This window comes from Micromonospora radicis (assembly GCF_003583405.1).
GTDB classification, from domain to species: domain Bacteria; phylum Actinomycetota; class Actinomycetes; order Mycobacteriales; family Micromonosporaceae; genus Micromonospora; species Micromonospora radicis.
Map to the genome: position 1 here is coordinate 44,833 of NZ_QXEC01000028.1, position 23,770 is coordinate 68,602.

Sequence of the window (23,770 nt, forward strand, 5' to 3'; positions counted from 1 at the left end):
TCGGCTCAGTTGGTGGCGTCGTCGCGGCGGGGCAGGTTGCCCGGCGGCGCCGACCACGGCGACGCGCCACCGATACGCCGGGGCAGCGGCTCGGTCGGCGTCTCGTCCGGTGCGGGGTAGCCGAGGCTGAGTGGTGTGGTCTCGCGCTCCGCCGCCGGGGCCAGCGGCCAGTCGGTCAGCGGCTGCTCCTGCGTCGGAGCCTCCGCCGGCACCGGCTCGGCGACCGGCTGCGGCCAGCGGCGCCACCGTTGACCGCTGAACGTCGCCATCAGCAGCAGCACGCCGATCAGGAAGAGCGTGCCGTTCTCCACGGGCAGCCGCAGCGGTAGCGGGTCGCCGAGGAACTCCCAGTCGCCGGGGATGCGGTCGCGGACCCGGAACGGAGTGACGAACAGCCCCACGTACGGGGTGATCAGTAGCAGCCCGGCCACCAGCGGGCCGAGCGGTGAGATCCGTAGCGTGCCGAGCAGGCCCAGCACGATGCCGCCGACGGCGAGGTAGACGGCCGGTTCGATCAGGTTGGCCGTGTTCGATGTGCCGATCTCCACCCACCGGTTCACGGTGCCGGCCGACCCGTCCTGCCCGAGGGTGATCAACACCCAGGTGATCGGCGCCACCACCAGCCCGGCGAGGAAGCTCCACAGATGTCGCATCCGCGCACCGTACCGTTTCCGCCATGACCGAGCACCCCTGCGCCGCACCGGCGGGTAAACCCACGTCGTACTCCCGGGTGACACTCAGCCGGATCATGACCGCCGTCGACGTCAACCTCTACGGCACCGTGCACGGCGGAGTGCTGATGAAGTTCATCGACGACGTCGCCGGGGCGGCGGCGGCCCGGCACAGCGGCGGTACGGCGGTGACCGCCGCCATCGACGAGATCGTCTTCTCCGAGGCGGTCCGGGTGGGCGACCTGGTGCACGCGTACGCCCAGGTGAACTGGACCGGGCAGACCTCGATGGAGGTCGGCGTACGGGTGATGGCCGAGCGCTGGGACTCGGCCGAGGAGGCGCCGGTGCGGGTGGCCACCGCGTACCTCGTCTTCGTCGGCGTCGAGGTCGGCGGTGCGCCCCGGCCGGTGCGCCCGGTGGCGCCGGAGACGCCCGACGACGAGCGGCGCTGGCGGGAGGCGGAGATCCGCCGGGCGCACCGGTTGGCCCGTCGCCGCGCCATCCAGGCCCACCGCGCGAGTTGAGCCACAGCCGAATGAACCGGATAGCTAATCCACTTGTGCTAGCGTCGGAGCTGAGCGGATGGGGTATCCGTATTTCTGGGATGGGTGGACGGTCATGCGAAGGACAGCTGTGGTCACGGCCGGGACCGGTGGCATCGGCTTCGAGACGGCCCTCGGCCTGGCGGCCGCCGGTTTCGCGGTCACCGTCGTGGGGCGCAACGCGGACCGGGGCGCCGCCGCCGTCGAACGGATCAACGCGACCACTCCGGCACACCCGGCGCGGTTCCGGCGGGCCGACCTGGCCTCGCTCGACGCGGTCCGGATGCTCGCCGGCCAACTCGCCGCCGAGCACCGCGCCTCGGGCGAACCGCTGAGCGTGCTGGTCAACAACGTCGGCGCCATGTTCGCCGACCGACGCGACCTGGCCGGCGTCGAGGCGTCGTTCGTCGTCAACCACCTGTCGCCGTACCTGCTCACCGAGCTGCTGCCGACCCTGACCGCGAGCGCGCCGAGCCGGATCGTCAACGTCACCTCGGCGGCGATCGTGACCGCCAAACGGACCTTCGACGCCGTCGAGCCGCCCGGCGGCTACTACGGCTTCCACTGGTACGGCCGGGCCAAGCTGGCCAACCTCGCCTACACGCTGGATCTGGCCCGCCGGCTGGACGGCACCGGTGTCTCGGTCTTCGCCGCCGACCCGGGCGGCGCGGCGACCGACATGACCAACGGCACGATGACCAGCCCGAAGATCGTGTCACCCGGTCTTCGGCTGCTCTGGCCGCTGGTGCGCCGCACGTTCGAACGATCGACCGCCGGCGCGGCATCCGTGGCGGCCCGATCGTCGATCGTCGCCGCCACCGACGACGTGCTGACCCGCCGTACCGGGATCGTGTTGGACAGCCGGGCCCGGCCGAAGGCGCCGCCACGCGCGGCGGCCGACCCGCGCACCGCCGGAGCCGTGCGCCGGCTCAGCGAACGGCACGCGCCACTCACGGTCGGATAGGGAACGCCGGTCTGGCGACGGTGATCCGGATCCGCGATCCGGTTAGGCTGGGCCGATGGCGACCACGACGCTGCGTAAGGACGCGGCCCGCAACTGGGACCGGATCGTCGCCGTGGCCCGCGACCTGGTCGCCGAGGGCACACCCCTGCAACTCAACGACGTCGCCCGCCGCGCCGGGCTCGGTGTCGGCACCGTCTACCGGCACTTTCCCACCGTCGAGGCGCTGCTGGAGACCGTCGCCACTCCCTGCCTGGAGTCGCTGGCCGCCCACGGCGAGGCGGCCCTGAGCTGTGCCGATCCCGGCCGCGGACTGGAGGAGTTCCTGGCCCGTACGGTAGAGGCCCAGGTCGGCGACGCGTCCCTGGCCATGGTCGTCGCCGCGCCGAACGAGGCGCTGGCCCGTACCACCGAACTCAAACGGTCGATCTGGTCGATCGGCACCACACTGCTCGACCGGGCCGGTGCGGCCGGCGTGATCCGCCCCGACCTCACCGCCGCCGACCTGGTGCCGATCATGTGCGGCATCGCCTACGCGGCCCAGCTGCACGGCGCGACCCCAGCGGAGCGGATCGCCAGCGCGCAGCGCTACCTGACCACCTTCCTCGAGGGCTTCCGCGTCCAACCGCCGCAGCGCTCCTGAGCAGCCCGGCCTGTACCCACTCGGCCGGCCGTTTCATGTGGGGTGGGCACATGCGCCGGGCGGGGTCGGCTGCGGAGAATGGCGCTTCGGGGTAGGGCAAGATGGCGCCACGGCCCACCGCACAGCGCCGTGCCGGGCCAGGGGAGGAGTGACCAGTGACTGACGTGCTGTGGACGCCGCCGGCGGACGTGCTACAACGCTCGCGGATCGGGGCGTACCTGCGCTGGCTGGCCGAGCACCGTGGGCTGGAGTTCGCCGACTACGACGCGCTGTGGCAGTGGTCGGTCACCGACCTGGACGCCTTCTGGCGCTCGATCTGGGACCACTTCGAGGTCATCGCGCACACCCCGCCGACGGCCACCCTGTCCGGCCGGGACATGCCGGGCGCCCGGTGGTTCCCCGGCGCCACCCTCAACTACGCCGAGAACGTGTTGCGGATGCCCGGCCGGTCCGCCGACGACCCGGTGGTGCTCGCGTACGGTCAGACCCGTGCCCCGGTCACCCTGACCGCCGCCGAGCTGCGGGAACAGGTCCGCCGGGTGGCGGCTGGCCTGCGCCGGCTCGGTGTGACCACCGGCGACCGGGTGGCCGCGTACGCCCCGAACATCCCCGAGACGTACGTGCTGCTGCTCGCCACGGCCAGCCTCGGCGCCATCTTCTCGTCCTGCGCGCCCGAGTTCGGTACCCGCAGCGTCACCGACCGGTGGCAGCAGATCGAACCCAGGGTGCTGGTCGCCGTGGACGGCTACCGGTACGGCGACAAGCCGGTGGACCGCCGCGCCGAGGTGGCCGCCATCCAGGCGGCCCTGCCCTCGTTGCGACACACCGTCACCATCGCCTACCTCGACCCGAAGGCGGCCCCGCCGGACGGCGCCCTGACCTGGACCGAGCTGGCGGCACCCACCGACGAGCCACTCGCCTTCACCCCGGTGCCCTTCGACCACCCGCTCTACGTGCTCTACTCCTCCGGCACCACCGGACTGCCCAAGCCGATCGTGCACGGCCACGGTGGCATCCTGCTGGAACACCTGAAGATGCTCGCCCTGCACCACGACCTGGGCCCGACCGACCGCTTCTTCTGGTTCACCACCACCGGCTGGATGATGTGGAACTTCCTGGTCTCCGGCCCGGCGGTCGGCGCGGCGATCGTGCTCTTCGACGGCAACCCGGGCCACCCCGACCTGGGCGCGCTGTGGCGGCTGGCCGAGCAGACCGACACCACCTACTTCGGCACCTCGGCACCGTTTCTGCTGGCCTGCCGCAAGGCCGGGCTGGTACCCCGGGAGATCGCCGACCTCTCCGCGCTGCGTGGACTCGGCTCGACCGGAGCGCCGCTACCCGTCGAAGGTTTCCACTGGGTGTACGACACCGTCGGCCGCGACCTGCAACTCCAGTCGCTGTCCGGTGGCACCGACGTGTGCACCGGCTTCGTCGGCGGCGTCCCGCTGCTGCCCGTACACGCTGGCGAGATCACCTGCCGGGCACTTGGCGCGAAGGTGGAGGCCCGCTCGTCGGACGGTACGCCGGTCCTCGGCGAACTGGGCGAGCTGGTGATCACCGAGCCGATGCCGAGCATGCCAACAGGTTTCTGGCACGACCCGGACGGCGTCCGCTACCGGGAGGCGTACTTCGACGTCTACCCCGGAGTGTGGCGGCACGGCGACTGGATCACCATCAACTCCCGTGGCGGCTGCGTGATCACCGGCCGCTCCGACGCCACCCTCAACCGTGGCGGCGTACGGCTAGGCACCGCCGAGTTCTACTCCGTGGTGGAGGCGCTGGACGAGATCGTCGACTCGGTCGTGGTGCACCTGGAGGACGACGAGGGCGGCGCCGGTGAGCTACTGCTGTTCGTGGTGCTCGCGGACGGACTCTCCCTTGACGACGAACTGCGGAAGAAGATCTGCCGCGAGCTGCGTACCGCCCTGTCGCCCCGACACGTCCCCGACGAGATCCACCAGGTACGCGCAGTGCCGCGGACCCTGTCGGCGAAGAAACTGGAAGTCCCGGTCAAGAAGATCCTCACCGGCACCCCCGTCGACCAGGCCGCCGCCAAGGGCGCCCTGGCCAACCCCGACTCCCTGACCGCCTTCGCCACCCTCGCCCACCACCGCACCCGACCCTCCTAACCCCACCCCACCCCGCTCTCGGCAGAGGGATCGGGGGCGGGGAGGGTGGGTGTCAGGGGAGGGGGGTGGTGATTCGTTCGGTGGTTCGGCGGGTGGGGAGGTGGGCGGGATCGGGGTGGGCGCAGAGGACCAGGGTGGCGCCCGCGGCGAGCGGGGCGAGGAGCCAGTCGAGGGGGTCGGGGTACCGGTCGACGTCGATCAGAACCCGTTCGCCGGGGACGAGGCCGAACTCGGCGGCCCGGGCGGTCGCCCGGGTGCGCAGCTCCGCGTGGGACGGGCCACCCGGGGGGTACGCGCCGAAGTGGTCACCGTGGCTGCGTACCTCGGTCACGTAGTCGGCGAAGCCGGCCGGGACCTCCCGCATCGGTAGGGCGAGCGGATGCAGCGCGAGCACGTAGGAGTCGCCGGCGGACCAGGCGTCCGCCTCGGTGATCCGGTCGGCGGCGGCGAAGAGCACGTCCACCGGGCCCGGTCGGTTGGCCACGGTCAGCCCGGCCGACCAGCAGCCCAAGAGTACGGCGGCGGTCTGCCAGTGCGGGGGCAGCAGCACGGCCGCGGTGCCGCCCGGTTCCAGCGCCAGTTCGTCGACGAGCAGGTTGGCCGTCTTGGCCACCCAGTTGGCCAGCGTCGCGCCGGACAGTTCGGTGCGCTCGCCGGTGGCGTCGTCGTACCAGGTCAGCAGGGGTCGGTTCGGGTCGGTCGCGATCGCGTCGGCGAACACCCGGGCAATGTTGTCGGCCATCGACGCGAACGATACGCGGCCGGCGGCCGTACTCGATGACAGCGACAAGTCGACGTACCGTCGGGTCGCAGTCAGCGTCCGTACCCGGCTCCGGCGTAGGCTTGCCGGAGTGTTGTTCCCCACAGTCCCGCCATCGCAAGGAGCCGCCCTGTGACCGCCGGCCGCCCGCCCCGCGTGCTCATCGACGCCACGAGTGTCCCCGCCGACCGTGGCGGCGTCGGTAGATACGTCGACGGCCTGCTCGGCGCGCTCGGCAAGGTGTGTGGGCCGGCGGTGGACCTGGTGGTGGTCAGCCTCCGCACCGATCTGGAGCGGTACCGCCGGAAGCTGCCCGCCGCCGAGATCATTCCGGCGCCGGCCGCGGTCGCGCACCGCCCGGCCCGGCTCGCCTGGGAACAGACCGGCCTGCCGCTGCTGGCCCAGCAGGTCGGCGCGGAGGTGCTGCACTCGCCGTTCTACACCTGTCCGCTGCGGGCCGGTTGCCCGGTCACGGTCACTGTGCACGACGCGACCTTCTTCACCGAGCCGGAGCACTACGACAAGTCCCGCCGGACGTTCTTCCGCAGCGCGATCAAGACGTCGCTGCGCCGGGCCGACCGGGTGATCGTGCCGAGCAAGGCGACGCGCGACGAACTGATCCGGTTGCTCGACGCCGACCCGACCCGTATCGACGTCGCGTACCACGGTGTCGACCACGCCGCCTTCCACGCCCCCGGCGACGAGGAGAAGGCCCGGGTGCGCGCCCGGCTCGGCCTCGGCGGCAGCAGCTACGTCGCGTTTCTCGGCGCGAAGGAGCCCCGCAAGAACGTGCCGAACCTGATCCGGGGTTGGGCCCGGGCGGTGGCCGACCGGCAGGATCCGCCGGCTCTGGTCGTCGCCGGTGGTCAGGGACACGACGACGACATCGACCGGGCGGTGGCCGAGGTGCCGTCGCACCTGCGGCTGTTGCGCCCCGGTTACCTGCGCTACGCCGACCTGCCCGGCTTCCTCGGTGGCGCCCTGGTCGCGGCGTACCCCTCGTACGGTGAGGGGTTCGGTCTGCCGATCCTGGAGGCGATGGCGTGCGCCGCGCCGGTGCTCACCACGCCCCGGCTGTCGCTGCCGGAGGTGGGTGGCGACGCGGTGGCGTACACCAGCGAGGACCCGGATCAGATCGCCGCCGACCTGGCCGCGCTGCTCGACGACGAGCCGCGCCGGCTGTCGCTGGCCAAGGCCGGCTTCGACCGGGCGAAGGAGTTCACCTGGGAGTCCAGCGCCGAGGTGCACATCGCCGCGTGGTCGCGGGCGCGGGCCTGAGGCCGCCAAGCGGCGCGTCCCGGGTGGGCGGGTCGGGCATGATGTCCTGGTGATCTATGTCGTCATTCCGGCGGGTGGCAGTGGCACAAGGTTGTGGCCGCTGTCCCGTGCCGGCCATCCCAAGTTTCTCCACCCCTTCACCGGCACGTCCGCGTCGCTGTTGCAGGCGACGGTGCGGAGGGCGGCGCCGTTGACCAGCCCGGACCGCACCATGGTGGTCACCGGCGCGGCCCACGCCGCCGCCGTGGCCCGCCAGCTGACCGGGCTGCCGGAGGAGAACATCCTGGTCGAGCCCTCGCCGCGGGATTCCTGCGCCGCCATCGCGCTGGCCGCCGCGGTGATCGCCGTACGGGATCCGGACGCGGTGATGGGGTCGTTCGCCGCCGACCACCTGATCGGTGACCCGCAGCAGTGGGTGAGCACGGTGCGGGAGGCGATCCGGGGGGCCGAGCAGGGACTGTTGATGACCGTCGGGATCAAGCCGACCCGGCCGGAGACCGGATACGGGTACCTACAGACCGGTGATCCGGTCGGCGACGGCCCGATGCGGCCGGTGGTCGAGTTCAAGGAGAAGCCGAACGCCGAGGTCGCCGAGGCGTACGTGAACTCCGGTCGGTACCTGTGGAACGCCGGCATGTTCGTCTGGCGGGTGTCGGCGTTCCTCGCCGAACTGGCCCGCCAGCAGCCCACCCTGCACACCGGGGTCACCGCGATCGCGGCGGCCTGGGACAGCGACGAACAGGACGACGTGCTCGGCGCGGTCTGGCCGACGCTGCCGAAGATCTCGGTGGACTACGCGGTGATGGAGGGGGCGGCCGGTGCCGGTCGGGTGGCGACCGTACCGGGTGACTTCCGCTGGAACGACGTCGGCGACTTCCACACCCTCGGCGAGGTGTTGCCGGCGGACGCCGACGGCAACGTGGTGCTCGGCGCTGACGCCGAGGCCGAGGTGCTGTTGCGGGACAGTACCGGCATGGTGGTGGTGCCGCAGTCCGGTCGGTTGGTGGCCTCCGTCGGCGTCCGCGACCTGATCGTGGTCGACACCCCGGACGCGTTGCTGGTCTGCCCGCGTGACCGGGCTCAGGACGTGAAGACGATCGTGGACGCGCTCAAGGAGCGGGGCGAGGAGAAGCTCGTCTGAACGCGGCCAGTCCCGGCGCGACGAGCCGGGCCGTCCCGCCGGCCAGTGGATGCGGCAACTGGTCCGGCGGGAACCAGCCGAGCGCTTCGGACTCGGCGCTGACCTGTGCCACCGCTTCCGCCGGGGCGAACACGGCGAAGCGTACGTCGTGGTGCACCGACACCGACCCGCCCTGACAGTTGACCGGGTGCAGGTTCACGTCGATCGGCACCGGGTCGATCCGCAGGCCGGCGATGCCCGACTCCTCGGTCGCCTCGCGTAGCGCCGCACCGGCCAGGGTCAGGTCGCCCAGCTCGCAGTGCCCGCCGAGCTGCACCCACTTGTGCAGCTTGCCGTGCAGGCAGAGCAGCACCTGGCTGCCGGTCGTGTCGAAGACCAGCGCGCTGGCGGTGACGTGGCCGGGCAGATGCTCGCGGCTGAGCGCGAGCGGCCCGTCGGCGAGCAGGTCGAGGGTGTGCTGCCGGGCCGCCGCGGCGTCCGGGCTGGTCGGCTGCCAGCCGGCGAGCACCGTCACCGTGTCGGCGTACAGTGCCGTCCAGTCGCCCTCCGGGCCTGCCGTGGGCTCGTCAACCACCTGGGATGTCGACAACCGGCCCTCCTCCTTCGCCACCGGATCAGGGTAGCGGAGCGTGGCTTCCGGTTCGTCGGTTGGAAACGCTGAACGGGCGACACCCCTGCGGAACCAGGTCCCACAGACCCTCGTGTAGTGCCGCCCGTCAGCTTCCCCGACCCCGACGCGGCCCAGGTCTGGGCGCGTCCGAGGTGCGTCGCCCCTGGCGACACGGGAAGCATGGCTGACCCGACGGTTAGGAGTCGAGGTCTTTTAGCCCAGGCTTAACGGCCCAGCCCGGAGGTGGCCCAGGTAGAGTGCGGGGAGTCGCCGGGTGGCCCCCAACCGGGCGGCAGGGAGTCGTTCCATGCTGAAGATCCATTTCTCCGGCGAGGACATCCTCCGGACCCGGGTGGCCCCGGCGGCCAATCCGGTCTGGGAAGTGGTGCTGAGCCTGCACCTGTTGCCCGAGCGCGGCCGTGACCCGTTGCTGTCCGGTTGGCGCCGCGAGGTCATGCGCGACCTGCGTCGGCAGGAGGACGCGGCCGGCCTGCGGCTGCTGCTGGCGTTGAACCCACCCCGTGGCTACTTCCCGGACTTCCTCACCCCGTACGAGAGCGTGGACGGGTTCGAGGCCGGGATGGAGGCGGTCCGGCGTACGCCCGTGTCGCTGCTGCAACGCGACCTGACGTTGCTGGGCAACGCCCGGAACCTGCCCGCCGGGGCCGGTGCCCTGGCCCGGGGCGAACCGGACGCGCTGGCACACCTGACCACGGCCATGGGGCGCTACCGGGAACTGGCTCTCGGGCCGTACTGGACCCGGGTGCAGGCCGCGGTGGAGGCGGACCGGGCCCGGCGGGCGCGGGCCATGCTCGACGGTGGCATCGAGGGGCTGCTGACCGGCTTGCGGCCGGGGGTGCGGTGGGACTCCGGCGTCCTGGAGATCCCCGACTATCCGAGCAGCCGTGAGCTGCACCTCCAGGGGCGCGGACTGCTGCTGGTGCCGTCCTTCTTCTGCGCGAACACGCCGGTGGCGCTGGTCGACCCGAAGCTGCCGCCGGTGCTGGTGTACCCGGTGGACCGGCTGGGTGGGCTGGCGCCGGACGAGGCGCGGGAGCCCGACGCGGACCGGGCGGCGCTGGCCGCCTTGCTCGGCCGGACCCGCGCCGCGGTGCTGGCCGCCAGCGACGACGGTTGCAGCACCGGCGAACTGGCCCGCCGGCTGCACATCTCACCGGCGGCGGCCAGCCAGCACGCCACCGTCCTGCGCAACGCCGGCCTGCTGGTCAGCCACCGCGACCGCAACACCGTCCTGCACACCCTCACTCCGCTGGGCCGCGCCATCCTCAACGCCTAGGCCGACGGCGGCGAGGAGCGGCCGGGCGAGGAGCCGGTCAGAGCGCGAGGGCGGCGGCGGCAGCGGTGTGCGCGGGTGGCGGGAGGAGTTGGGAGGGTACGCCGTGTGCCGCCAGGGCGGTGCGGAGGCGCTGTACGTCGGCACCGAAGCGGACCAGTTGGACCGGGCCGACCGGGGTGGGCGGCGAGCAGAGCACCAGCGCGCTGGCCCGGGTGGGCCAGCCGGGGATGGTGGCGACCAGACCGGTGCGTACGTCGTCGTCGCGGACCGGGGTGAAGAGCGTGCCGGGCGCGACCACGTCGGCCACCGTGGCGATCGCCCGGTCGACCAGCGCCGGATCGGGTGCCGCGTCGCCGGGGCGGTCCGGCAGGGTGGCGGCGGCGGTGAACCCGGCGGCCTTCGCCTCGGCGGTGCCGAGCGAGAACAGATCCATCGAGGCGTCCCGGACCAGGACCGTCGCCCCCTCGCCGTCACCGGCCGGCGGTGCGCCCAGGTAGCCGCGGATCACCGCGACCGGCATCTGGTCGCACTTGCCCTTGATCAGCTCGCCGGCCGCGGCCAGCTCGTCGACCACCGCCATCTGGGTCAGCACCAGTTCGTTGCCGTACGGGTCGACCTCGCCCCGGTGATCGCGGATGGCGTCCATCCCGGCGACGCCGAGGGCGACGTCGGTGAGCCCGTTGCGCCAGGGGCGGCCCATGGTGTCGCTGACGATCACGGCCACGTTGACGCCGTACCGCTGGTGCAGCCCGGCGCGGAGCGTCCGGGCGGAGGCGTCCGGGTCCGTCGGCAGCAGCACCAGTCGGGTCTTGTCGACGTTTGAGGCGTCGATCCCGGCCGAGGCCATCACGAAGCCGTGCCGGGTCTGCACGATCCGGGTGTTGCCGCGGCTGGCCACCACCCGGACGGACTCGGCCGCGAGCACCTCGTCGCGGGCCGCGTCCCGCTCCGGGCCGTCGGCGGGGACGTCCACCAGCCGGCCCTCGGCCTTCGAGATGATCTTGCTGGTCACCACCAGCACGTCGCCGTCGCGCAGCCAGGGCGCCGCTGTCCCGATCAGCGCCGCCAGGTCGTCGCCCTCGGTCACGTGGCCGATGCCGGGCACCGGCAGGATCTCCAGTCTCATGCCATCTCCACCGCGGCGCGGACCATCGCCGCCGTCGCCGCCTCGTCGGTCATCCGCAGCGGTACCGCGCGTACGGTCACCTCCGGCACCAGCGTGCCCGCGTCCTCCTCGGCGACCAGCCAGCCGTCGAGCAGGCCACCGGCGCTGCGCCCGCCGTACAGCCGACCCACCCCGGCGGCGCTGCACTCGGTGCCGACCGCCGCCAGGCAGCGATCCGCCATGCCCCGTACCGGCGCGCCGCCGATGATCGGCGAGACACCCACGACCGGAGCCGGCCCGTCCGTCACCGCCTCCCGCAGGCCCGGCACGGCCAGGATGGGCGCGATGCTGACCACCGGGTTGCTCGGCGCGATCAGTACCAGGTCCGCCTCGGCGATCGCCTCGGTCACGCCGGGCGCCGGCTTGGCCGCGTCGGCGCCGACGAAGACGAACCGGTGGGTGGGCAGCTGCGCCCGGTACCGCACCCACCACTCCTGGAAGTGGATGGCCCGCTGCGCGCCGTCGAGGTCGACCACCACGTGCGTCTCCAGCCGGTCGTCGGTCGCCGGCAGCAGGCGTACGCCGGGCTGCCAGCGGGCCGACACCGCCGCGGTGACCTGGTGCAGCGGATAGCCGGCGTCCAACATGGTGGTGCGCACCAGGTGGGTGGCGATGTCCCGGTCGCCCAGGCCGAACCAGCTCGGCTCGGCACCGTAACCGGCCAACTCGGTCTGGACCGTCCAGCTCTCGTCGACCCGGCCCCAGCCGCGCTCCGGGTCGGCGCCGCCGCCCAGGGTGTACATGACGCTGTCCAGGTCCGGGCAGATCCGCAGGCCGTGCAGGCGCAGGTCGTCGCCGACGTTGACCACCGCGGTCACCTCGGCGCCCACCTCGCGGGCGTGCGCCCGCACCCCGAGCAGGAACCGGGCACCGCCGATTCCGCCGGTCAGAACCACGATGCGCATCCGCCCATCCTTGCCTACGTGACGCCTGCGGCGTGCGGTCGCCCGGGGAGACTAGGCTCACGTCGGCATCTGTCCGCTTTCGCCCCTGGGAGAGTTCGTGACCAGCCCCGCCGAGCCGCCGCCCACCGATCCGACCCCGGCAAGCCAGGTGACCCGGCCGCTGCGGGAGCTCGCCGCCTTCGTGTTCCTGGGCGCGAACGCCCTGCTCCTGTTCGTCGGTCTGATCCGGCTGCTCGCCCCGCAGGGCGCCTACAGCACGGTGACCGGCCGGGCCGGCAGCGCCTTCTTCGCCTTCCTCGGGCTGGAGGCGGTCGTGTTGCCGGTGCTCGCCGTGCTGCTGGCCACCCATGTGGCCCCGGTGGTACCGAGGGCGAAAGCGATCACTCAGGTGGCGCTGGCCCAGTACGCGGTGAGTGCCGTTCTGGGCGGGCTGACGCTGCTGGTCTGGATGGTCGGTCGGCTGGCCGAGGCGCAGCTCTTCGACGCGCTGACCGGCATGCTCACCCGGGCCGCCTGGGTGGCACTGTTCGGGGTGGCCGGGTACGTGGTGTGGAGCATCTGGCAGCGGCTCTACCACGTGTCCCGGCCCAAGTCGGAGCCCGGCCTGTACGGCACCCCGCAGCCGAGCTGGCCGGGCCAGCCGAGTCACCCGGGCCAGCAGGGCTACCCGGACCAGCCGAGTCATCCGGGCCAGCAGGGATACCCGGGCCAGCAGGGCCAGCCGAGTCACCCGGGCTATCCGAGCCAGTCCGGCTACCCGGGTGCCGGGTGGCCGCAGAGCGAGTGGTCGGCGGGTGCGCCGGCCGGTGCGCCGGATGCCGATCAGCCGAGCGGTTCACCGGACGGCTGGCCGGTGGCCGGGCAGCCGCCGTCGCCGGCCGGTACGCCCGCGTCCCCGCACACCTGGCCGCCGCACGGCCAGCCGGCGGTGCCGCCCCAGTCGGCGCCACCGTTCGGGCAGCCGGCCTCGGCTGACCCGACCCAGACCATCCCGCGTCAGGGCGCCGAGCCGACCCAGGTGGTTCCGGTTCAGGGCGCCGAGCCGACCCAGGTGGTCTCGGGCGGGAGCGCCGACGCGACCCAGGTGGTACCGCCGCCGGACGGGGACGCCGACCGCACCCAGCGCATCGACCCGGGTGAGCGTCCGGCCTGATCACGCCGTCCCACCGGCCGGTGCGGTCGCCGCCTGGCCGTGGTGCGCGCCGGCTCAGCGAATAGGCTGAGCGGATGGTTGATCGGATCGAGCCGGCGCCGGGCGAGGCGGCCGTACGGCGGGCGTTGCGCCGGGCCGCCGCCGGCCGGGCGCTCGACGTCGACGAGGCGTCCGCGCTGCTGGCCGCCCGCGGCGCGGCGCTGGAGGAACTGTTCGACATCGCCGGGGCGATCCGCGACGCCGGCCTGCGCGACGCGGGTCGGCCCGGCGTGGTCACCTACTCCAAGAAGGTCTTCATCCCGCTGACCCGGTTGTGCCGGGACCGCTGCCACTACTGCACCTTCGCCACCGTGCCGCACCGGCTGCCGGCGGCCTTCCTCGACCGCGACGAGGTGTTGGAGATCGCCCGGGCCGGTGCCGCGCAGGGCTGCAAGGAGGCGCTGTTCACGCTGGGTGACCGGCCGGAGGAGCGCTGGCCGGCGGCCCGGCAGTGGCTGGACGAGCGGGGCTACGGGTCGACGCTGGACTATCTGCGCGCCTGCGCCGTCGCGGTGCTGGAGGAGACCGGCCTGCTGCCGCACCTGAACCCGGGCGTGCTCTCCTGGTCGGAACTGCACCGGCTCAAGCCGGTCGCGCCCAGCATGGGCATGATGCTGGAGACCACCGCCACCCGGCTCTGGTCGGAGCCGGGTGGCCCGCACTACGGCTCGCCGGACAAGGAACCGGCGGTGCGGTTGCGGGTGCTCGACGACGCCGGTCGGGTCGGCGTCCCGTTCACCACCGGCATCCTGATCGGCATCGGCGAGACCCCCGCCGAGCGGGTGGAAGCGATCTTCGCGATCCGGCGGGCGATGCGGGAGTACGGCCACCTCCAGGAGGTGATCGTGCAGAACTTCCGCGCCAAGCCGGACACCGCCATGCGGGGGATGCCCGACGCGGAGCTGCACGACCTCGCCGCCACCGTGGCGGTGGCCCGGGTGCTGCTCGGCCCGAAGGCCCGCGTGCAGGCGCCCCCCAACCTGATCGCCGGGGAGTACGACCTGTTGCTGCGGGCCGGCATCGACGACTGGGGCGGGGTCTCCCCGGTCACCCCGGACCACGTCAACCCGGAGCGTCCCTGGCCGCAGCTCGACGAGTTGGCGGCGCGTACCGCGGCGGCCGGGTTCACGCTGCGGGAACGGTTGACCGTCTACCCGGAGTACGTGCGGGCCGGCGAGCCGTGGCTGGACCCGCGCCTGCTGCCGCACGTCGGCGCGCTGGCCGATCCGGCGACCGGGCTGGCCGTGGAGTCGGCGTGGCCGGTCGGTCGACCGTGGCAGGAGCCGGACGAGACCTACGGCGGGCGTACCGACCTGCACGCCACCATCGACACCACCGGGCGTACCGAGGACCGGCGGGGTGACTTCGACCAGGTCTACGGCGACTGGTCCGAGGTGGCCGCGAAGGTGGCCGCACCGGTGGCGCGGACGGGCGCCGGCGACGCGGCCGACGCCGACCGGCGGCCCACCGCCGGCGCCGGTGACGCCGACCTGCGTACCGGGCTGCGGCTGGCCGCCGACGACCCGGCGGCGCTGCTCGAATCTCGGCACGCCGACGCCGCGCTCGCGCTCTTCGCGGCGGACGGGCCGGCGCTGGACGAGTTGTGCCGCACCGCGGACGCGTTGCGCCGGGACACCGTCGGCGACGACATCACGTACGTGGTCAACCGCAACATCAACTTCTCGAACGTCTGCTACGTGGGCTGCCGGTTCTGCGCCTTTGCCCAGCGGGAACGCGACGCCGACGCGTACCGGCTCTCGGTGGAACAGGTCGCCGACCGGGCGCAGGAGGCGTGGGACGCCGGGGCCAGCGAGGTCTGTATCCAGGGCGGCATCGATCCGAAGATGCCGGTGACCGGCTACGCCGACCTGGTCCGGGCGATCAAGGCGCGGGTGCCGCAGCTGCACGTGCACGCCTTCTCCCCGATGGAGATCGTCACCGCCGCGGCCAAGGCCGGCGTGTCGGTCCGGGAGTGGCTGACCGAGCTGCGCGACGCGGGGCTGGACACCATCCCGGGCACCGCCGCGGAGATCCTCGACGACGAGGTGCGGTGGGTGCTGACCAAGGGCAAGCTGCCGGCCGCCGCCTGGGTCGAGGCGGTCAGCACCGCCCACGAGCTGGGCATCCGGTCCAGCTGCACGATGATGTACGGCCACGTCGACCATCCCGGGCAGTGGCTGGCGCACTTCCGGGTACTGGCCGGGGTGCAGGACCGTACCGGTGGGTTCACCGAGTTCGTGGCGCTGCCGTTCGTGCACACCAACGCCCCGATCTACCTCGCCGGCATCGCCCGACCCGGGCCGACCTGGCGGGAGAACCGGGCGGTGCACGCGATGGCCCGCGTGCTGCTGCACGGCCGGATCGACAACATCCAGTGCTCCTGGGTGAAGCTCGGCGACGCGGGTACCGCGGAGCTGCTCCGCAGTGGCTGCAACGACCTGGGCGGCACGTTGATGGAGGAGACCATCTCGCGGATGGCCGGATCGGGCAACGGGTCGGCGCGTACCGAGGAGCAGCTGCACGCGATCGCGGCGGCGGCGGGTCGACCGGCGCGTAGGCGGACGACTTCGTACGGTCACGTCAGCGCCTAGCGTCGAACCTTCGGCGGCTGCCGGCCGTACCTGTCGATGCCGGCGGCGGTAGCGGCGAGGACCGCCGCCGGCACCCCCTCGGGGGCCGGTGGGAACGCTTCCGGTCCCCCTCCGCCGACGCGGGCGCGTGCGCGCCGCCGCTGGAAAGGTTGCCAATGAGAACTCAGACGCGCAGGCGGGGCTGGCCGAAGCTGACCCGCCGTCAGACGCTGACGGCCGCTGCCAGCGCCACCCTCGGCGCCGCTACGCTCGCGGTGACGGGCCTGTCGGTCGCCGGTGAGCGCGGCAACGGCGTGGCGGCCGGTGCCGACGAGACGATCGTCGTGCACCTGCGGGACGCCCGCTCAGGGACGATGGACGTCTTCGTCGGCGAGTCCCGCATCGAGGTACGCGACAAGGGGCTGGCCGACCGGCTGCGCCGCGCCGCCGCCCGACGCTGAGTCGAGGCCACCCGAGCCAGCGCGCCAGCCGGCCCGCCGCGCCCGCCCGGCGCCCCGGTGCCCGTCTCGGCGCTGACCCGCAGCACCACCTCCGCCCGCCGGGCGGAGAAACCCGCAGTGTCGTCCCGCCCACCGGGTGGGGATCAACCCTCACCGTCGCCCCGCCGCAGCGGGCGGAGGCGGCGTGTTCGGCCCGGCGCGGGCTCTCAGCGCCTGGCCGGTCATCCCATTCGCTCCTTAGCACCGTGAGGTGGGTTCGTCATGTCTTCACACCGTGAGGCACCGGAGATCGCCAAGGATCCGGTCGCCGATTCATCGGACCTCTACGCGTTCGTCACCCCGGACCGTCCGGACACGGTGACGTTGATCGCCAACTACGTGCCGCTGCAACTGCCCTCCGGCGGCCCGAACTTCTTCGAGTTCGGCGACGACGTGCGGTACGAGATCCACATCGACAACAACGGTGACGGCCGGCCGGACGTCACCTATCGGTTCGAGTTCAGCACCGAGATCACCAACCCGAACAGCTTCCTCTACAACACCGGGCCGATCGAGGCGTTGGACAGCAAGAACTGGAACCGGCGGCAGTTCTACCGGCTCACCCGCATCGCCGACGGCAAGGAGCAGGTGCTGGCCCGTAAGCTGCCCTGCCCGCCGAGCAACGTGGGCCCGCTGTCCATCCCGAGGTACGGCGACCTGGTCCGCCAGGCCACCTTCTCGCTCTCCACCGGTGAGAAGGTCTTCGCCGGCCAGCGGGCGGACGGCTTCTACGTGGACCTCGGGGCGATCTTCGACCTCGGCACGCTGCGGCCGTTCCAACAGTTGCACGTCGCCGGGAAGAAGATCTTCAAGGTCGCCGGGGAGCCGGTCAACGCCCTCGACCGGCTGAACGTGCACAGCCTGGCGTTGCAGGTGCCGCTGGCCAAGCTGCGCCGGCGGGCCGACCGCTACCACTGGCAGGAACCCGCCTCGGTGATCGGTGTCTGGACGGCGGCGTCGCGACGACAGGTCAAGGTGCTGGGGGACCGCGTCGCGGCCGACACCGCGGCCGGTCCGTTCACCCAGGTGTCCCGGTTGGGTAACCCGTTGTTCAACGAGGTCATCGTGCCGATGTCGCAGAAGGACACCTGGAACACCCTGCCGCCGTCGGAGGACAAGCGGTTCGCCCAGTTCGTCGAGCGGCCGGAGCTGGCCGCCCTGCTGCCGGTGCTCTATCCCGGCGTCTTTCCGAACCTGGACAAGCTGAACAAGTCGAAGAAGGCCCGGGCGGACCTGGTCGCCATCCTGCTCACCGGGATTCCGGAGGGGCTGATCGACGGCTTCAGCAACGCCACCGGCGACACGCAGGCCGACATGCTGCGGTTGAACACCGCCATCCCGCCGGCCCGGCGGCCGAACCGGCTGGGTGTGCTCGGCGGTGACCTCGCCGGCTACCCGAACGGCCGGCGGGTCACCGACGACGTGGTGACCATCGCGCTGCGGGCCATCGCCGGGTTGACCGTGCCGCTGGTGGATCGCAAGTTCACCCCGGACGAGGCGGCGGCCGCGGTCACGCCGGGGCTGACCGAGGCGGACGTGACCGCGCCGTTCCTGCGGAAGTTCCCGTTCCTCGGTACGCCCTACGACGGCTTCAACAACCCGTCGGCAGGCGCCTGAACGGGAGGGGGATCATGGCCGAACACTCACATTCGCATGCCCATGCGTACGGGCCGACCGGTAGTGGCAGCGTCATGCTCAACCTCGGCGGCGACACCGGTGCCCTGATCGTCTATACCGGACGACAGCTGCTCGGCCGGGAGATCGAGATCAGCCGGGTGGGCGACGTCGGGCCCCGCACCCACGCCGCCGTACGGGAGCGTCCGGTCCAGGATGGCACCTTCCACAGTGTTGTCTACGCCGATCTCCCCGCTGGCACCTATACCGTCTGGTGGGACGACGAACGGCCGGCCGGAACGGTCGTCGTCGCCGGTGGATCGGTTGCCGAGTTCACCTGGCCCACCAGCGCATCCTTGCCCGTCGGCTAAGCCTGCCGAACGCACCGACAACGGCGTTCCGTCCACCATGTGGGCGGGACGCCGTTGTCGTGTGTCCACCCGGCAGGCGGGTCGGACGAAGTCGGGTTAACCTTGCCAGTCAAGATCAACCGATCTTGCGGGTGGTCTTCCGAGGGTTCGCGTCGGGCTCGATCACCCCTGTCGCGCGCCGGGCGCCACGGGAGAAAACTCGGGCAACTCGCCGGAGGGGGCGTTACTCGGCCGGGGTCTGAATCGATAGGGCAGGGCGAGACCGGGTGGTGCGTACGGCCGCCTGGCTGCGTGTCGGGAGGGCGACTCCATTATCAAGTTTGGCTTGACGGCGCACGCATTACACGCGTGTAATTTGAATGGGGTTGTTCGCGCGGAACGCAACAAAACGGGGCCGGACGGACAAACACGCCTTTCGCGTGGGGGGTTGCAGCGGCGATGACGCCGGTGCGCGACAAGGAGGCAACTGATGGACGGCCAGCTCGAGGCGGCCGACCTGCTCGGAAACGCGCCGGAGTGGCAGGAGCGGGCGTTGTGCTCGCAGACCGACCCGGAGGCGTTCTTCCCCGAGAAGGGCGGCTCGACCCGTGAAGCCAAGCGGATCTGCTCGCGGTGTGAGGTCAAGACGGAATGCCTCGAATACGCTCTCGGTCACGACGAGCGGTTCGGGATCTGGGGTGGGCTCTCCGAGCGGGAGCGGCGCAAGCTCAAGCGGCGGGCCGCCTGAATCGTCGTCGGGAAGGGGCGGTTGGGGGCCGCCCCGCCCGGGACCGGGGAGTCCGAGCTGTCGCGGTGGGGGCCGGGGCAGCTCAGGTGGGTGGACGGTGCCGGCACGGATGGAGCGTGGCTCAGGCCAGCTCGTCGGGGTCGACACCGAGCAGGTTCGCCACCTGCTCGATGATCACGTCGTGCACCAGGTCGGCGAGGTCCTCCCGGTCCATCGCCCGGAACTCCAGCGGGCGGCGGTACAGCACGATCCGGGGCGGCACCTCCTGGCGGCCGGGGCGGCCCGGCAGCAGCCGGGCCAACGGCACCTCGCCGTCCTCCAGTACGTCGGAGTCGTAGACGTTCAGGTCGGGCGGGACGTCCTCGACGGCGAACTCCACCCCGGCCAGCTCCTTGGCGAACCGCCGTTCGAGCGTCTCGACGGTGTCCAGCACCAGGTCGTCGAAGATCTCCGCCTTCGTGCGTGCCAGCGGCACGGTGGCCGGCACCAGCCGCCCGCGCAGGCCACGACCGTGGCGATCGCGGTGCGCCCGTCGGTTGGCGCCGGGGCGGCGGCTCTCCGGGCTCGTCATGAGCCAAAGGGTAGCTTCCGATCGGGGTGCGGCCGCAGCTGTGCCGGCACCGTGGCGCGGCGCGTCGGCGATGGGGAATTGTGATCACCAAGACGGGCGTGTCGTAACGCGAAGCGGTGCGCGGGAGCCGGTAATGGAGATACCCTGCGCCGGTGAGGTCACCACGGCGCTGCTCCCGTAACGGCTGCCCCCGGCAAGCAGTCGCCACGCTGACCTATGTCTACAACGAGTCGACGGCCGTGGTGGGTCCGCTGGCGGCCTTCGCCGAGCCGCACACGTACGACCTGTGTGAGCCGCACGCCCGTAGCCTCACCGCTCCCCGGGGTTGGGAGGTGGTCCGGCACGAGGGCGAGTTCGAGCCCCCGCCGCCCACCACCGACGACCTGGTCGCGCTCGCCGAGGCCGTTCGTGAGGCCGCCCGCCCCGCCCCCCGTCCACCCCAGGACGAGCAGACTCAGCCCGCCACGCCCCCCACCGGGCCCTCCACCTCCCGCCGCGGCCACCTCCGGGTGATCCCGCCCACCCACTGAACCTCCCCGCTTCGCCTCGTTGATCATGAGGTTGGCGGCGTTTGTCGATCTCTGTGGTGCCGCCAACCTCATGATCAACGCTGCGGGTGCGTGGGGTTGGGGGTCAGTGGCCCAGGAGGTGGGAGAAGGTGGCGGCACGCCGGGAGGCACGGCCGGTTCGGGACTCGGCGGCGTCGGCCGAGAGCATGATCCGCAGGCCGGCGTTGACCGCGAGCCAGCGCAGCGGTTCCGGCTCCCAACGCGGGGAACGGTGGTTGACCCAGGGCAGCCCGGTCAGCGCGGTCTGCTCGCCACGGATCAGGTCGGCCAGCGTACGTCCGGCCAGGTTGCTGGTGCCGACGCCGTCGCCCACGTACCCACCGGCCCAGGCCAGCCCGTCGCCCGGGTGGTAACCGACCGAGGCGGCCCAGTCGCGGGCCACCCCGAGCGGGCCGCCCCAACTGTGTGTCACCGGCACGTCCGGCCCCAGCGCCGGAAAGAGTTCCCCGAGGGTACGGCGTAGGGCGGCGAAGACCCGGGGCTCCCGGTCGTAGCTCGGCAGGACCCGCGAGCCGAAGTGGTACGGCGCACCCCGCCCGCCGAACGCCAGCCGCCCGTCCGCGGTGCGTTGGCCGTAGATGATGACGTGCCGATGGTCGGAGAAGGTCTCCCGCTCGGCCAGCCCGATCCGTGCCCAGGCGTCCGCCGACAACGGCTCGGTGGCGATCATGAGGGAGTAGACCGGCGCGATGCTCCGACGCTGTCCGGGCAGCCCCGGGGTGTACCCCTCGGTCGCCCGGACCACCACCGCGGCCCGGACGGTCCCGTGCGGAGTCACCGCCGCACCCCGACGGATCTCGGTCACCGGGGTCTGCTCGTGCACCCGCACCCCTCGTCGCTCGACCGCATGGGCCAGCCCGCGCACCAGCCGGGCCGGATGCGCGGCCGCGCAGTGCGGGGTGTACGTGCCGCCGCGTACCCCCTCGGCGCCGCACCGGGCGGCGGCCTCGTCCGGGCCGAGCAGGGCGAGATCCTCGGCGCCGAAACCGAACTCCCGCGCCTCCGCCACCGCCGCGTGGGCCCGCTCCAGTTGCGGTCCGCTGCGGGCCAGCACCACCGTGCCGCCGTACGCCCAGTGGCAGTCGATGCCCTCGGCCGCGACGACCCGGCCGACCTCGCGCACGGTGTCCTGCATGGTGCGCTGCATCTCGATCGCCGCGTCGTGGCCGTGCCGGCGGGCCAGCCCGGTCAGCGAGGTGGGCAGCAGCGCCGAGCACCAGCCACCGTTGCGCCCGGAGGCGCCGAACCCGGCGACCTGCCGTTCCAGGACCATGATGCGCAGCGTCGGATCCGCCTCGGCGAGGTAGTACGCCGTCCACAGCCCGGTGTAGCCGGCGCCGACGATCACCACGTCGACGTCCGCGTCGCCGCGCAACGCCGGGCGCGGGGTCAGCGTCTCGTCGACTGTGGACAGCCAGTACGACAGGTCCTGGTAGTGCACGGTAGCTCCCGACCGGCCCTAGAGACGGGACCAGGCCTCGGTGAGGACGGTACGCAGAATCTGCTCGATCTCGTCGAACTGCTGCTGCCCGGCGATCAGCGGCGGGGCGAGCTGCACCACCGGGTCGCCCCGGTCGTCGGCCCGGCAGTAGAGCCCGGCGGAGAAGAGCGCGCTGGACAGGAAACCGCGCAGCAGCCGCTCGGACTCGGCCTCGTCGAAGGTCTCCCGGGTGGTCTTGTCCTTGACCAGTTCGATGCCGTAGAAGTAGCCGTCGCCCCGGACGTCGCCGACGATCGGCAGGTCGTTCAGCTTCTCCAGGGTGGCGCGGAACGCCGCCTCGTTGGCGCGTACGTGCCCGACCAGATCCTCGCGGGCGAACACCTCCAGGTTGGCCAGCGCCACCGCGCAGGAGACCGGGTGCCCGCCGAAGGTCACCCCGTGGGCGAACATGCCGGTCTCGGTGAGGAACGGCGCCATCAGCCGGTCGCTGGCGATCATCGCGCCGAGTGGGGCGTAGCCGGAGGTGATGCCCTTGGCGGTGGTGATGATGTCGGGCTGGTAGCCGTACCGGACGGCGCCGAAGTACTCGCCGAGCCGGCCCCACGAGCAGATCACCTCGTCGCTGACCAGCAGCACGTCGTACGCGTCGCAGATCTCCCGGACCCGCTCGAAGTAGCCGGGCGGCGGCGGGAAGCAGCCACCGGAGTTCTGCACCGGCTCCAGGAAGACCGCGGCGACCGTCTCCGGCCCCTCCCGTTCGATGGCCCGCCCGATCTCCTCGGCCGCCCACCGACCGAACGCCACCGGGTCGTCACCGTGTTCGGGGGCCCGGTAGAAGTTGGTGTTCGGCACCTTGATGCCGCCCGGCACCAGCGGCTCGAAGTCGGTCTTGATGCCCGGCAGGCCGGTGATCGACAGGGCGCCCATCGAGGTGCCGTGGTAGGCGATGTACCGGCTCACCACCTTGTGCTTGGTGGGCTTGCCGACCCGCTTGAAGTACGCCCGGGCCAGCTTCCAGGCCGCCTCGACCGCCTCCGAACCGCCGGTGGTGAAGAACACCCGGTTCAGGTCGCCGGGGGTGAGCGCCGCGATCCGCTCGGCCAGCTCCACCGCCGTCGGATGGGCGTACGACCAGAGCGGGAAGTAGGCCAGCTCGCCGGCCTGCTTGGCGGCGGCCTCGGCCAGCTCGGTGCGGCCGTGGCCGGCGTTGACGACGAAGAGCCCGGCGAGTCCGTCCAGGTAGCGGCGACCCTGCGCGTCCCAGACGTACGCGCCCTCGCCGCGCACGATGGTCGGCACCTCGCCGGCGGAGTAGCTCGCCATCCGGGTGAAGTGCATCCAGAGGTGGTCGGTGGCGTTGGCCATTGTCAGCCCCATCGGGTTTCGGGCCGGTCAGGGGTCACCGGCCGCTCTGCCCACGGTTATCCCACAGCCGCAGCCCGCAAAGCAAGTGCAATCGGTGGGTCGAGCGGCATCCTGCAACGGATTTAGCGATCTGGTATGACTTCCGCAACGGAATCCGCACCACCGTCGTCGCCCATCTCCCTGCCACCGTCGGCGTCTTCCTGCTGCCGCCGACGTTGTCCTCTGCCGCCGGCGTTGTTCTGCTGCCGTCGACGTCGCTTCTTCTGCCACCGGAGTTTCTCGGCTGCCGGCCGGCGTCTTCCTGCGGACTCTCGGTTCGTCGGCTTGTCGGTTCATCGGCCGTTTGACGCCGCGCTGCCGCGCTGCGCTGCCGCGCTGCGGTTCTGCGGTGCTGCGGTGCGGTGCTGCGGTGCTGCGGTGCGGTGCTGCGGTGCGGTGCGGTGCTGCGGTGCGGTGCTGCGGTGCCAGCTCGCGCCAGCGTGGCCCGCTCAAGATCTTGGACAGTTTCCGTTCCGCGCTAACGGAAACTGTCCAAGATTCACATTCGCGAGGTGATGACCGAGCCCACCCGGGCGGTCGGTGGCGTCCGTGCCGGCCGGCACGGTGGTGAGTGGCGGGCATGAGGTGGGGGGCGGGGATGGGGGGGGGGGGGGGGGGGGGGGGGGGGGGCGGGGGGGGTGGGGGGGGGGGGGGGGGGGGGGGGGGGGGGGGGGGAGGGGGGGGGGGGGGGGGGGAGGGGGGGGGGGGG

The 23,770-nt window shown here is 72.4% G+C and carries 22 protein-coding genes; 14 read left to right on the forward strand and 8 right to left on the reverse strand.

The window, feature by feature from the left end:
- Positions 1-5 precede the first annotated feature (5 nt).
- Positions 6-653 (reverse strand): hypothetical protein, encoded by a 648-nt coding sequence (locus D2L64_RS22880; RefSeq protein WP_119579271.1) that lies wholly within the window; start codon positions 651-653, stop codon positions 6-8.
- Between the two features lie 23 nt (positions 654-676).
- On the opposite strand from D2L64_RS22880, the gene D2L64_RS22885 reads away from it, so the two are divergent.
- The 4 genes from D2L64_RS22885 (at position 677) to D2L64_RS22900 (ending at position 4,946) form a co-directional block, all read left to right on the forward strand.
- Positions 677-1,195 (forward strand): acyl-CoA thioesterase, encoded by a 519-nt coding sequence (locus D2L64_RS22885; RefSeq protein WP_119579272.1) that lies wholly within the window; start codon positions 677-679, stop codon positions 1,193-1,195.
- Positions 1,196-1,289: 94 nt separating this feature from the next.
- Positions 1,290-2,177, forward strand: coding sequence for an SDR family NAD(P)-dependent oxidoreductase (locus D2L64_RS22890; RefSeq protein WP_119579273.1), 888 nt, complete (start codon positions 1,290-1,292; stop codon positions 2,175-2,177).
- Positions 2,178-2,232: 55 nt separating this feature from the next.
- Positions 2,233-2,817: a TetR/AcrR family transcriptional regulator gene (locus D2L64_RS22895; protein WP_119579274.1), complete on the forward strand. Its 585-nt coding sequence runs from the start codon at positions 2,233-2,235 to the stop codon at positions 2,815-2,817.
- Positions 2,818-2,972: 155 nt separating this feature from the next.
- On the forward strand, positions 2,973-4,946 hold the full coding sequence (locus D2L64_RS22900) for an acetoacetate--CoA ligase (protein WP_119579275.1): 1,974 nt from the start codon (positions 2,973-2,975) through the stop codon (positions 4,944-4,946).
- Positions 4,947-4,998: 52 nt separating this feature from the next.
- Here D2L64_RS22900 and D2L64_RS22905 read toward each other — a convergent pair whose 3' ends face one another.
- The gene (locus tag D2L64_RS22905) at positions 4,999-5,688 is read right to left on the reverse strand and encodes a TIGR03089 family protein (protein WP_119579276.1); all 690 of its coding nucleotides are present in this window, start codon (positions 5,686-5,688) and stop codon (positions 4,999-5,001) included.
- A 150-nt stretch (positions 5,689-5,838) separates the two neighbouring features.
- On the opposite strand from D2L64_RS22905, the gene D2L64_RS22910 reads away from it, so the two are divergent.
- Both D2L64_RS22910 and D2L64_RS22915 read left to right on the forward strand, forming a co-directional pair.
- Positions 5,839-6,984, forward strand: coding sequence for a glycosyltransferase family 4 protein (locus D2L64_RS22910; RefSeq protein WP_119579277.1), 1,146 nt, complete (start codon positions 5,839-5,841; stop codon positions 6,982-6,984).
- Between the two features lie 49 nt (positions 6,985-7,033).
- On the forward strand, positions 7,034-8,125 hold the full coding sequence (locus D2L64_RS22915) for a mannose-1-phosphate guanylyltransferase (protein WP_119579278.1): 1,092 nt from the start codon (positions 7,034-7,036) through the stop codon (positions 8,123-8,125).
- Here D2L64_RS22915 and D2L64_RS22920 read toward each other — a convergent pair.
- Positions 8,094-8,699 (reverse strand): NUDIX hydrolase, encoded by a 606-nt coding sequence (locus tag D2L64_RS22920; RefSeq protein WP_233559101.1) that lies wholly within the window; start codon positions 8,697-8,699, stop codon positions 8,094-8,096. The two genes, D2L64_RS22915 and D2L64_RS22920, sit on opposite strands and share 32 nt — an antisense overlap.
- Before the next feature lie 343 nt (positions 8,700-9,042).
- Between D2L64_RS22920 and D2L64_RS22925 the strand changes: the two genes are divergently transcribed.
- A complete protein-coding gene (locus tag D2L64_RS22925) occupies positions 9,043-10,032 on the forward strand; it encodes an ArsR/SmtB family transcription factor (RefSeq protein ID WP_119579279.1) in 990 nt (329 codons plus the stop codon).
- Between the two features lie 37 nt (positions 10,033-10,069).
- On the opposite strand, the gene D2L64_RS22930 is transcribed toward D2L64_RS22925, so the two are convergent.
- Entirely contained in the window at positions 10,070-11,158 is a 1,089-nt protein-coding gene (locus D2L64_RS22930; RefSeq protein WP_119579280.1) for a coenzyme F420-0:L-glutamate ligase, read from the reverse strand.
- Positions 11,155-12,102 (reverse strand): 2-phospho-L-lactate transferase, encoded by a 948-nt coding sequence (gene cofD / locus D2L64_RS22935; protein WP_119579281.1) that lies wholly within the window; start codon positions 12,100-12,102, stop codon positions 11,155-11,157. Before cofD ends, D2L64_RS22930 begins: the two co-directional genes overlap by 4 nt.
- A 97-nt stretch (positions 12,103-12,199) precedes the next feature.
- Here cofD and D2L64_RS22940 point away from each other — a divergent pair, with 97 nt between their 5' ends.
- The 6 genes from D2L64_RS22940 (at position 12,200) to D2L64_RS22965 (ending at position 19,076) form a co-directional block, all read left to right on the forward strand.
- Positions 12,200-13,255 carry a hypothetical protein gene (locus tag D2L64_RS22940; RefSeq protein WP_119579282.1) on the forward strand — a complete coding sequence of 352 codons (1,056 nt, stop codon included), beginning with the start codon at positions 12,200-12,202 and terminating at the stop codon, positions 13,253-13,255.
- 74 nt (positions 13,256-13,329) lie between these two features.
- Positions 13,330-15,885: a bifunctional FO biosynthesis protein CofGH gene (locus D2L64_RS22945; RefSeq protein WP_119579283.1), complete on the forward strand. Its 2,556-nt coding sequence runs from the start codon at positions 13,330-13,332 to the stop codon at positions 15,883-15,885.
- A 155-nt stretch (positions 15,886-16,040) separates the two neighbouring features.
- Positions 16,041-16,325 (forward strand): hypothetical protein, encoded by a 285-nt coding sequence (locus tag D2L64_RS22950; RefSeq protein ID WP_119579284.1) that lies wholly within the window; start codon positions 16,041-16,043, stop codon positions 16,323-16,325.
- A gap of 261 nt (positions 16,326-16,586) precedes the next feature.
- Positions 16,587-17,981, forward strand: a complete 1,395-nt coding sequence (locus D2L64_RS22955; protein ID WP_119579285.1) for a DUF4331 domain-containing protein — start codon at positions 16,587-16,589, stop codon at positions 17,979-17,981.
- Positions 17,982-18,055: 74 nt separating this feature from the next.
- On the forward strand, positions 18,056-18,349 hold the full coding sequence (locus D2L64_RS22960) for a phospholipase (RefSeq protein ID WP_233559099.1): 294 nt from the start codon (positions 18,056-18,058) through the stop codon (positions 18,347-18,349).
- A gap of 469 nt (positions 18,350-18,818) precedes the next feature.
- Positions 18,819-19,076, forward strand: coding sequence for a WhiB family transcriptional regulator (locus D2L64_RS22965; protein WP_013731688.1), 258 nt, complete (start codon positions 18,819-18,821; stop codon positions 19,074-19,076).
- Between the two features lie 121 nt (positions 19,077-19,197).
- Here D2L64_RS22965 and D2L64_RS22970 read toward each other — a convergent pair whose 3' ends face one another.
- Positions 19,198-19,647: a metallopeptidase family protein gene (locus D2L64_RS22970; protein ID WP_119579287.1), complete on the reverse strand. Its 450-nt coding sequence runs from the start codon at positions 19,645-19,647 to the stop codon at positions 19,198-19,200.
- A gap of 152 nt (positions 19,648-19,799) precedes the next feature.
- On the opposite strand from D2L64_RS22970, the gene D2L64_RS22975 reads away from it, so the two are divergent.
- Positions 19,800-20,177 (forward strand): DUF3499 domain-containing protein, encoded by a 378-nt coding sequence (locus tag D2L64_RS22975; protein WP_119579288.1) that lies wholly within the window; start codon positions 19,800-19,802, stop codon positions 20,175-20,177.
- A gap of 103 nt (positions 20,178-20,280) precedes the next feature.
- On the opposite strand, the gene D2L64_RS22980 is transcribed toward D2L64_RS22975, so the two are convergent.
- Positions 20,281-21,657: an NAD(P)/FAD-dependent oxidoreductase gene (locus D2L64_RS22980; RefSeq protein ID WP_119579289.1), complete on the reverse strand. Its 1,377-nt coding sequence runs from the start codon at positions 21,655-21,657 to the stop codon at positions 20,281-20,283.
- A gap of 18 nt (positions 21,658-21,675) precedes the next feature.
- Positions 21,676-23,022: an aspartate aminotransferase family protein gene (locus D2L64_RS22985; protein WP_119579290.1), complete on the reverse strand. Its 1,347-nt coding sequence runs from the start codon at positions 23,020-23,022 to the stop codon at positions 21,676-21,678.
- Positions 23,023-23,770: the final 748 nt, after the last annotated feature.

Coding starts and splice junctions, on each gene's coding strand:
- D2L64_RS22880 (WP_119579271.1), bottom strand. CDS start 653: ATGCGACATCTGTGGAGCTTCCTCGCCGGGCTGGTGGTGGCGCCGATC.
- D2L64_RS22885 (WP_119579272.1), top strand. CDS start 677: ATGACCGAGCACCCCTGCGCCGCACCGGCGGGTAAACCCACGTCGTAC.
- D2L64_RS22890 (WP_119579273.1), top strand. CDS start 1,290: ATGCGAAGGACAGCTGTGGTCACGGCCGGGACCGGTGGCATCGGCTTC.
- D2L64_RS22895 (WP_119579274.1), top strand. CDS start 2,233: ATGGCGACCACGACGCTGCGTAAGGACGCGGCCCGCAACTGGGACCGG.
- D2L64_RS22905 (WP_119579276.1), bottom strand. CDS start 5,688: ATGGCCGACAACATTGCCCGGGTGTTCGCCGACGCGATCGCGACCGAC.
- D2L64_RS22925 (WP_119579279.1), top strand. CDS start 9,043: ATGCTGAAGATCCATTTCTCCGGCGAGGACATCCTCCGGACCCGGGTG.
- D2L64_RS22930 (WP_119579280.1), bottom strand. CDS start 11,158: ATGAGACTGGAGATCCTGCCGGTGCCCGGCATCGGCCACGTGACCGAG.
- cofD (WP_119579281.1), bottom strand. CDS start 12,102: ATGCGCATCGTGGTTCTGACCGGCGGAATCGGCGGTGCCCGGTTCCTG.
- D2L64_RS22945 (WP_119579283.1), top strand. CDS start 13,330: ATGGTTGATCGGATCGAGCCGGCGCCGGGCGAGGCGGCCGTACGGCGG.
- D2L64_RS22950 (WP_119579284.1), top strand. CDS start 16,041: ATGAGAACTCAGACGCGCAGGCGGGGCTGGCCGAAGCTGACCCGCCGT.
- D2L64_RS22955 (WP_119579285.1), top strand. CDS start 16,587: ATGTCTTCACACCGTGAGGCACCGGAGATCGCCAAGGATCCGGTCGCC.
- D2L64_RS22960 (WP_233559099.1), top strand. CDS start 18,056: ATGCTCAACCTCGGCGGCGACACCGGTGCCCTGATCGTCTATACCGGA.
- D2L64_RS22965 (WP_013731688.1), top strand. CDS start 18,819: ATGGACGGCCAGCTCGAGGCGGCCGACCTGCTCGGAAACGCGCCGGAG.
- D2L64_RS22970 (WP_119579287.1), bottom strand. CDS start 19,647: ATGACGAGCCCGGAGAGCCGCCGCCCCGGCGCCAACCGACGGGCGCAC.
- D2L64_RS22985 (WP_119579290.1), bottom strand. CDS start 23,022: ATGGCCAACGCCACCGACCACCTCTGGATGCACTTCACCCGGATGGCG.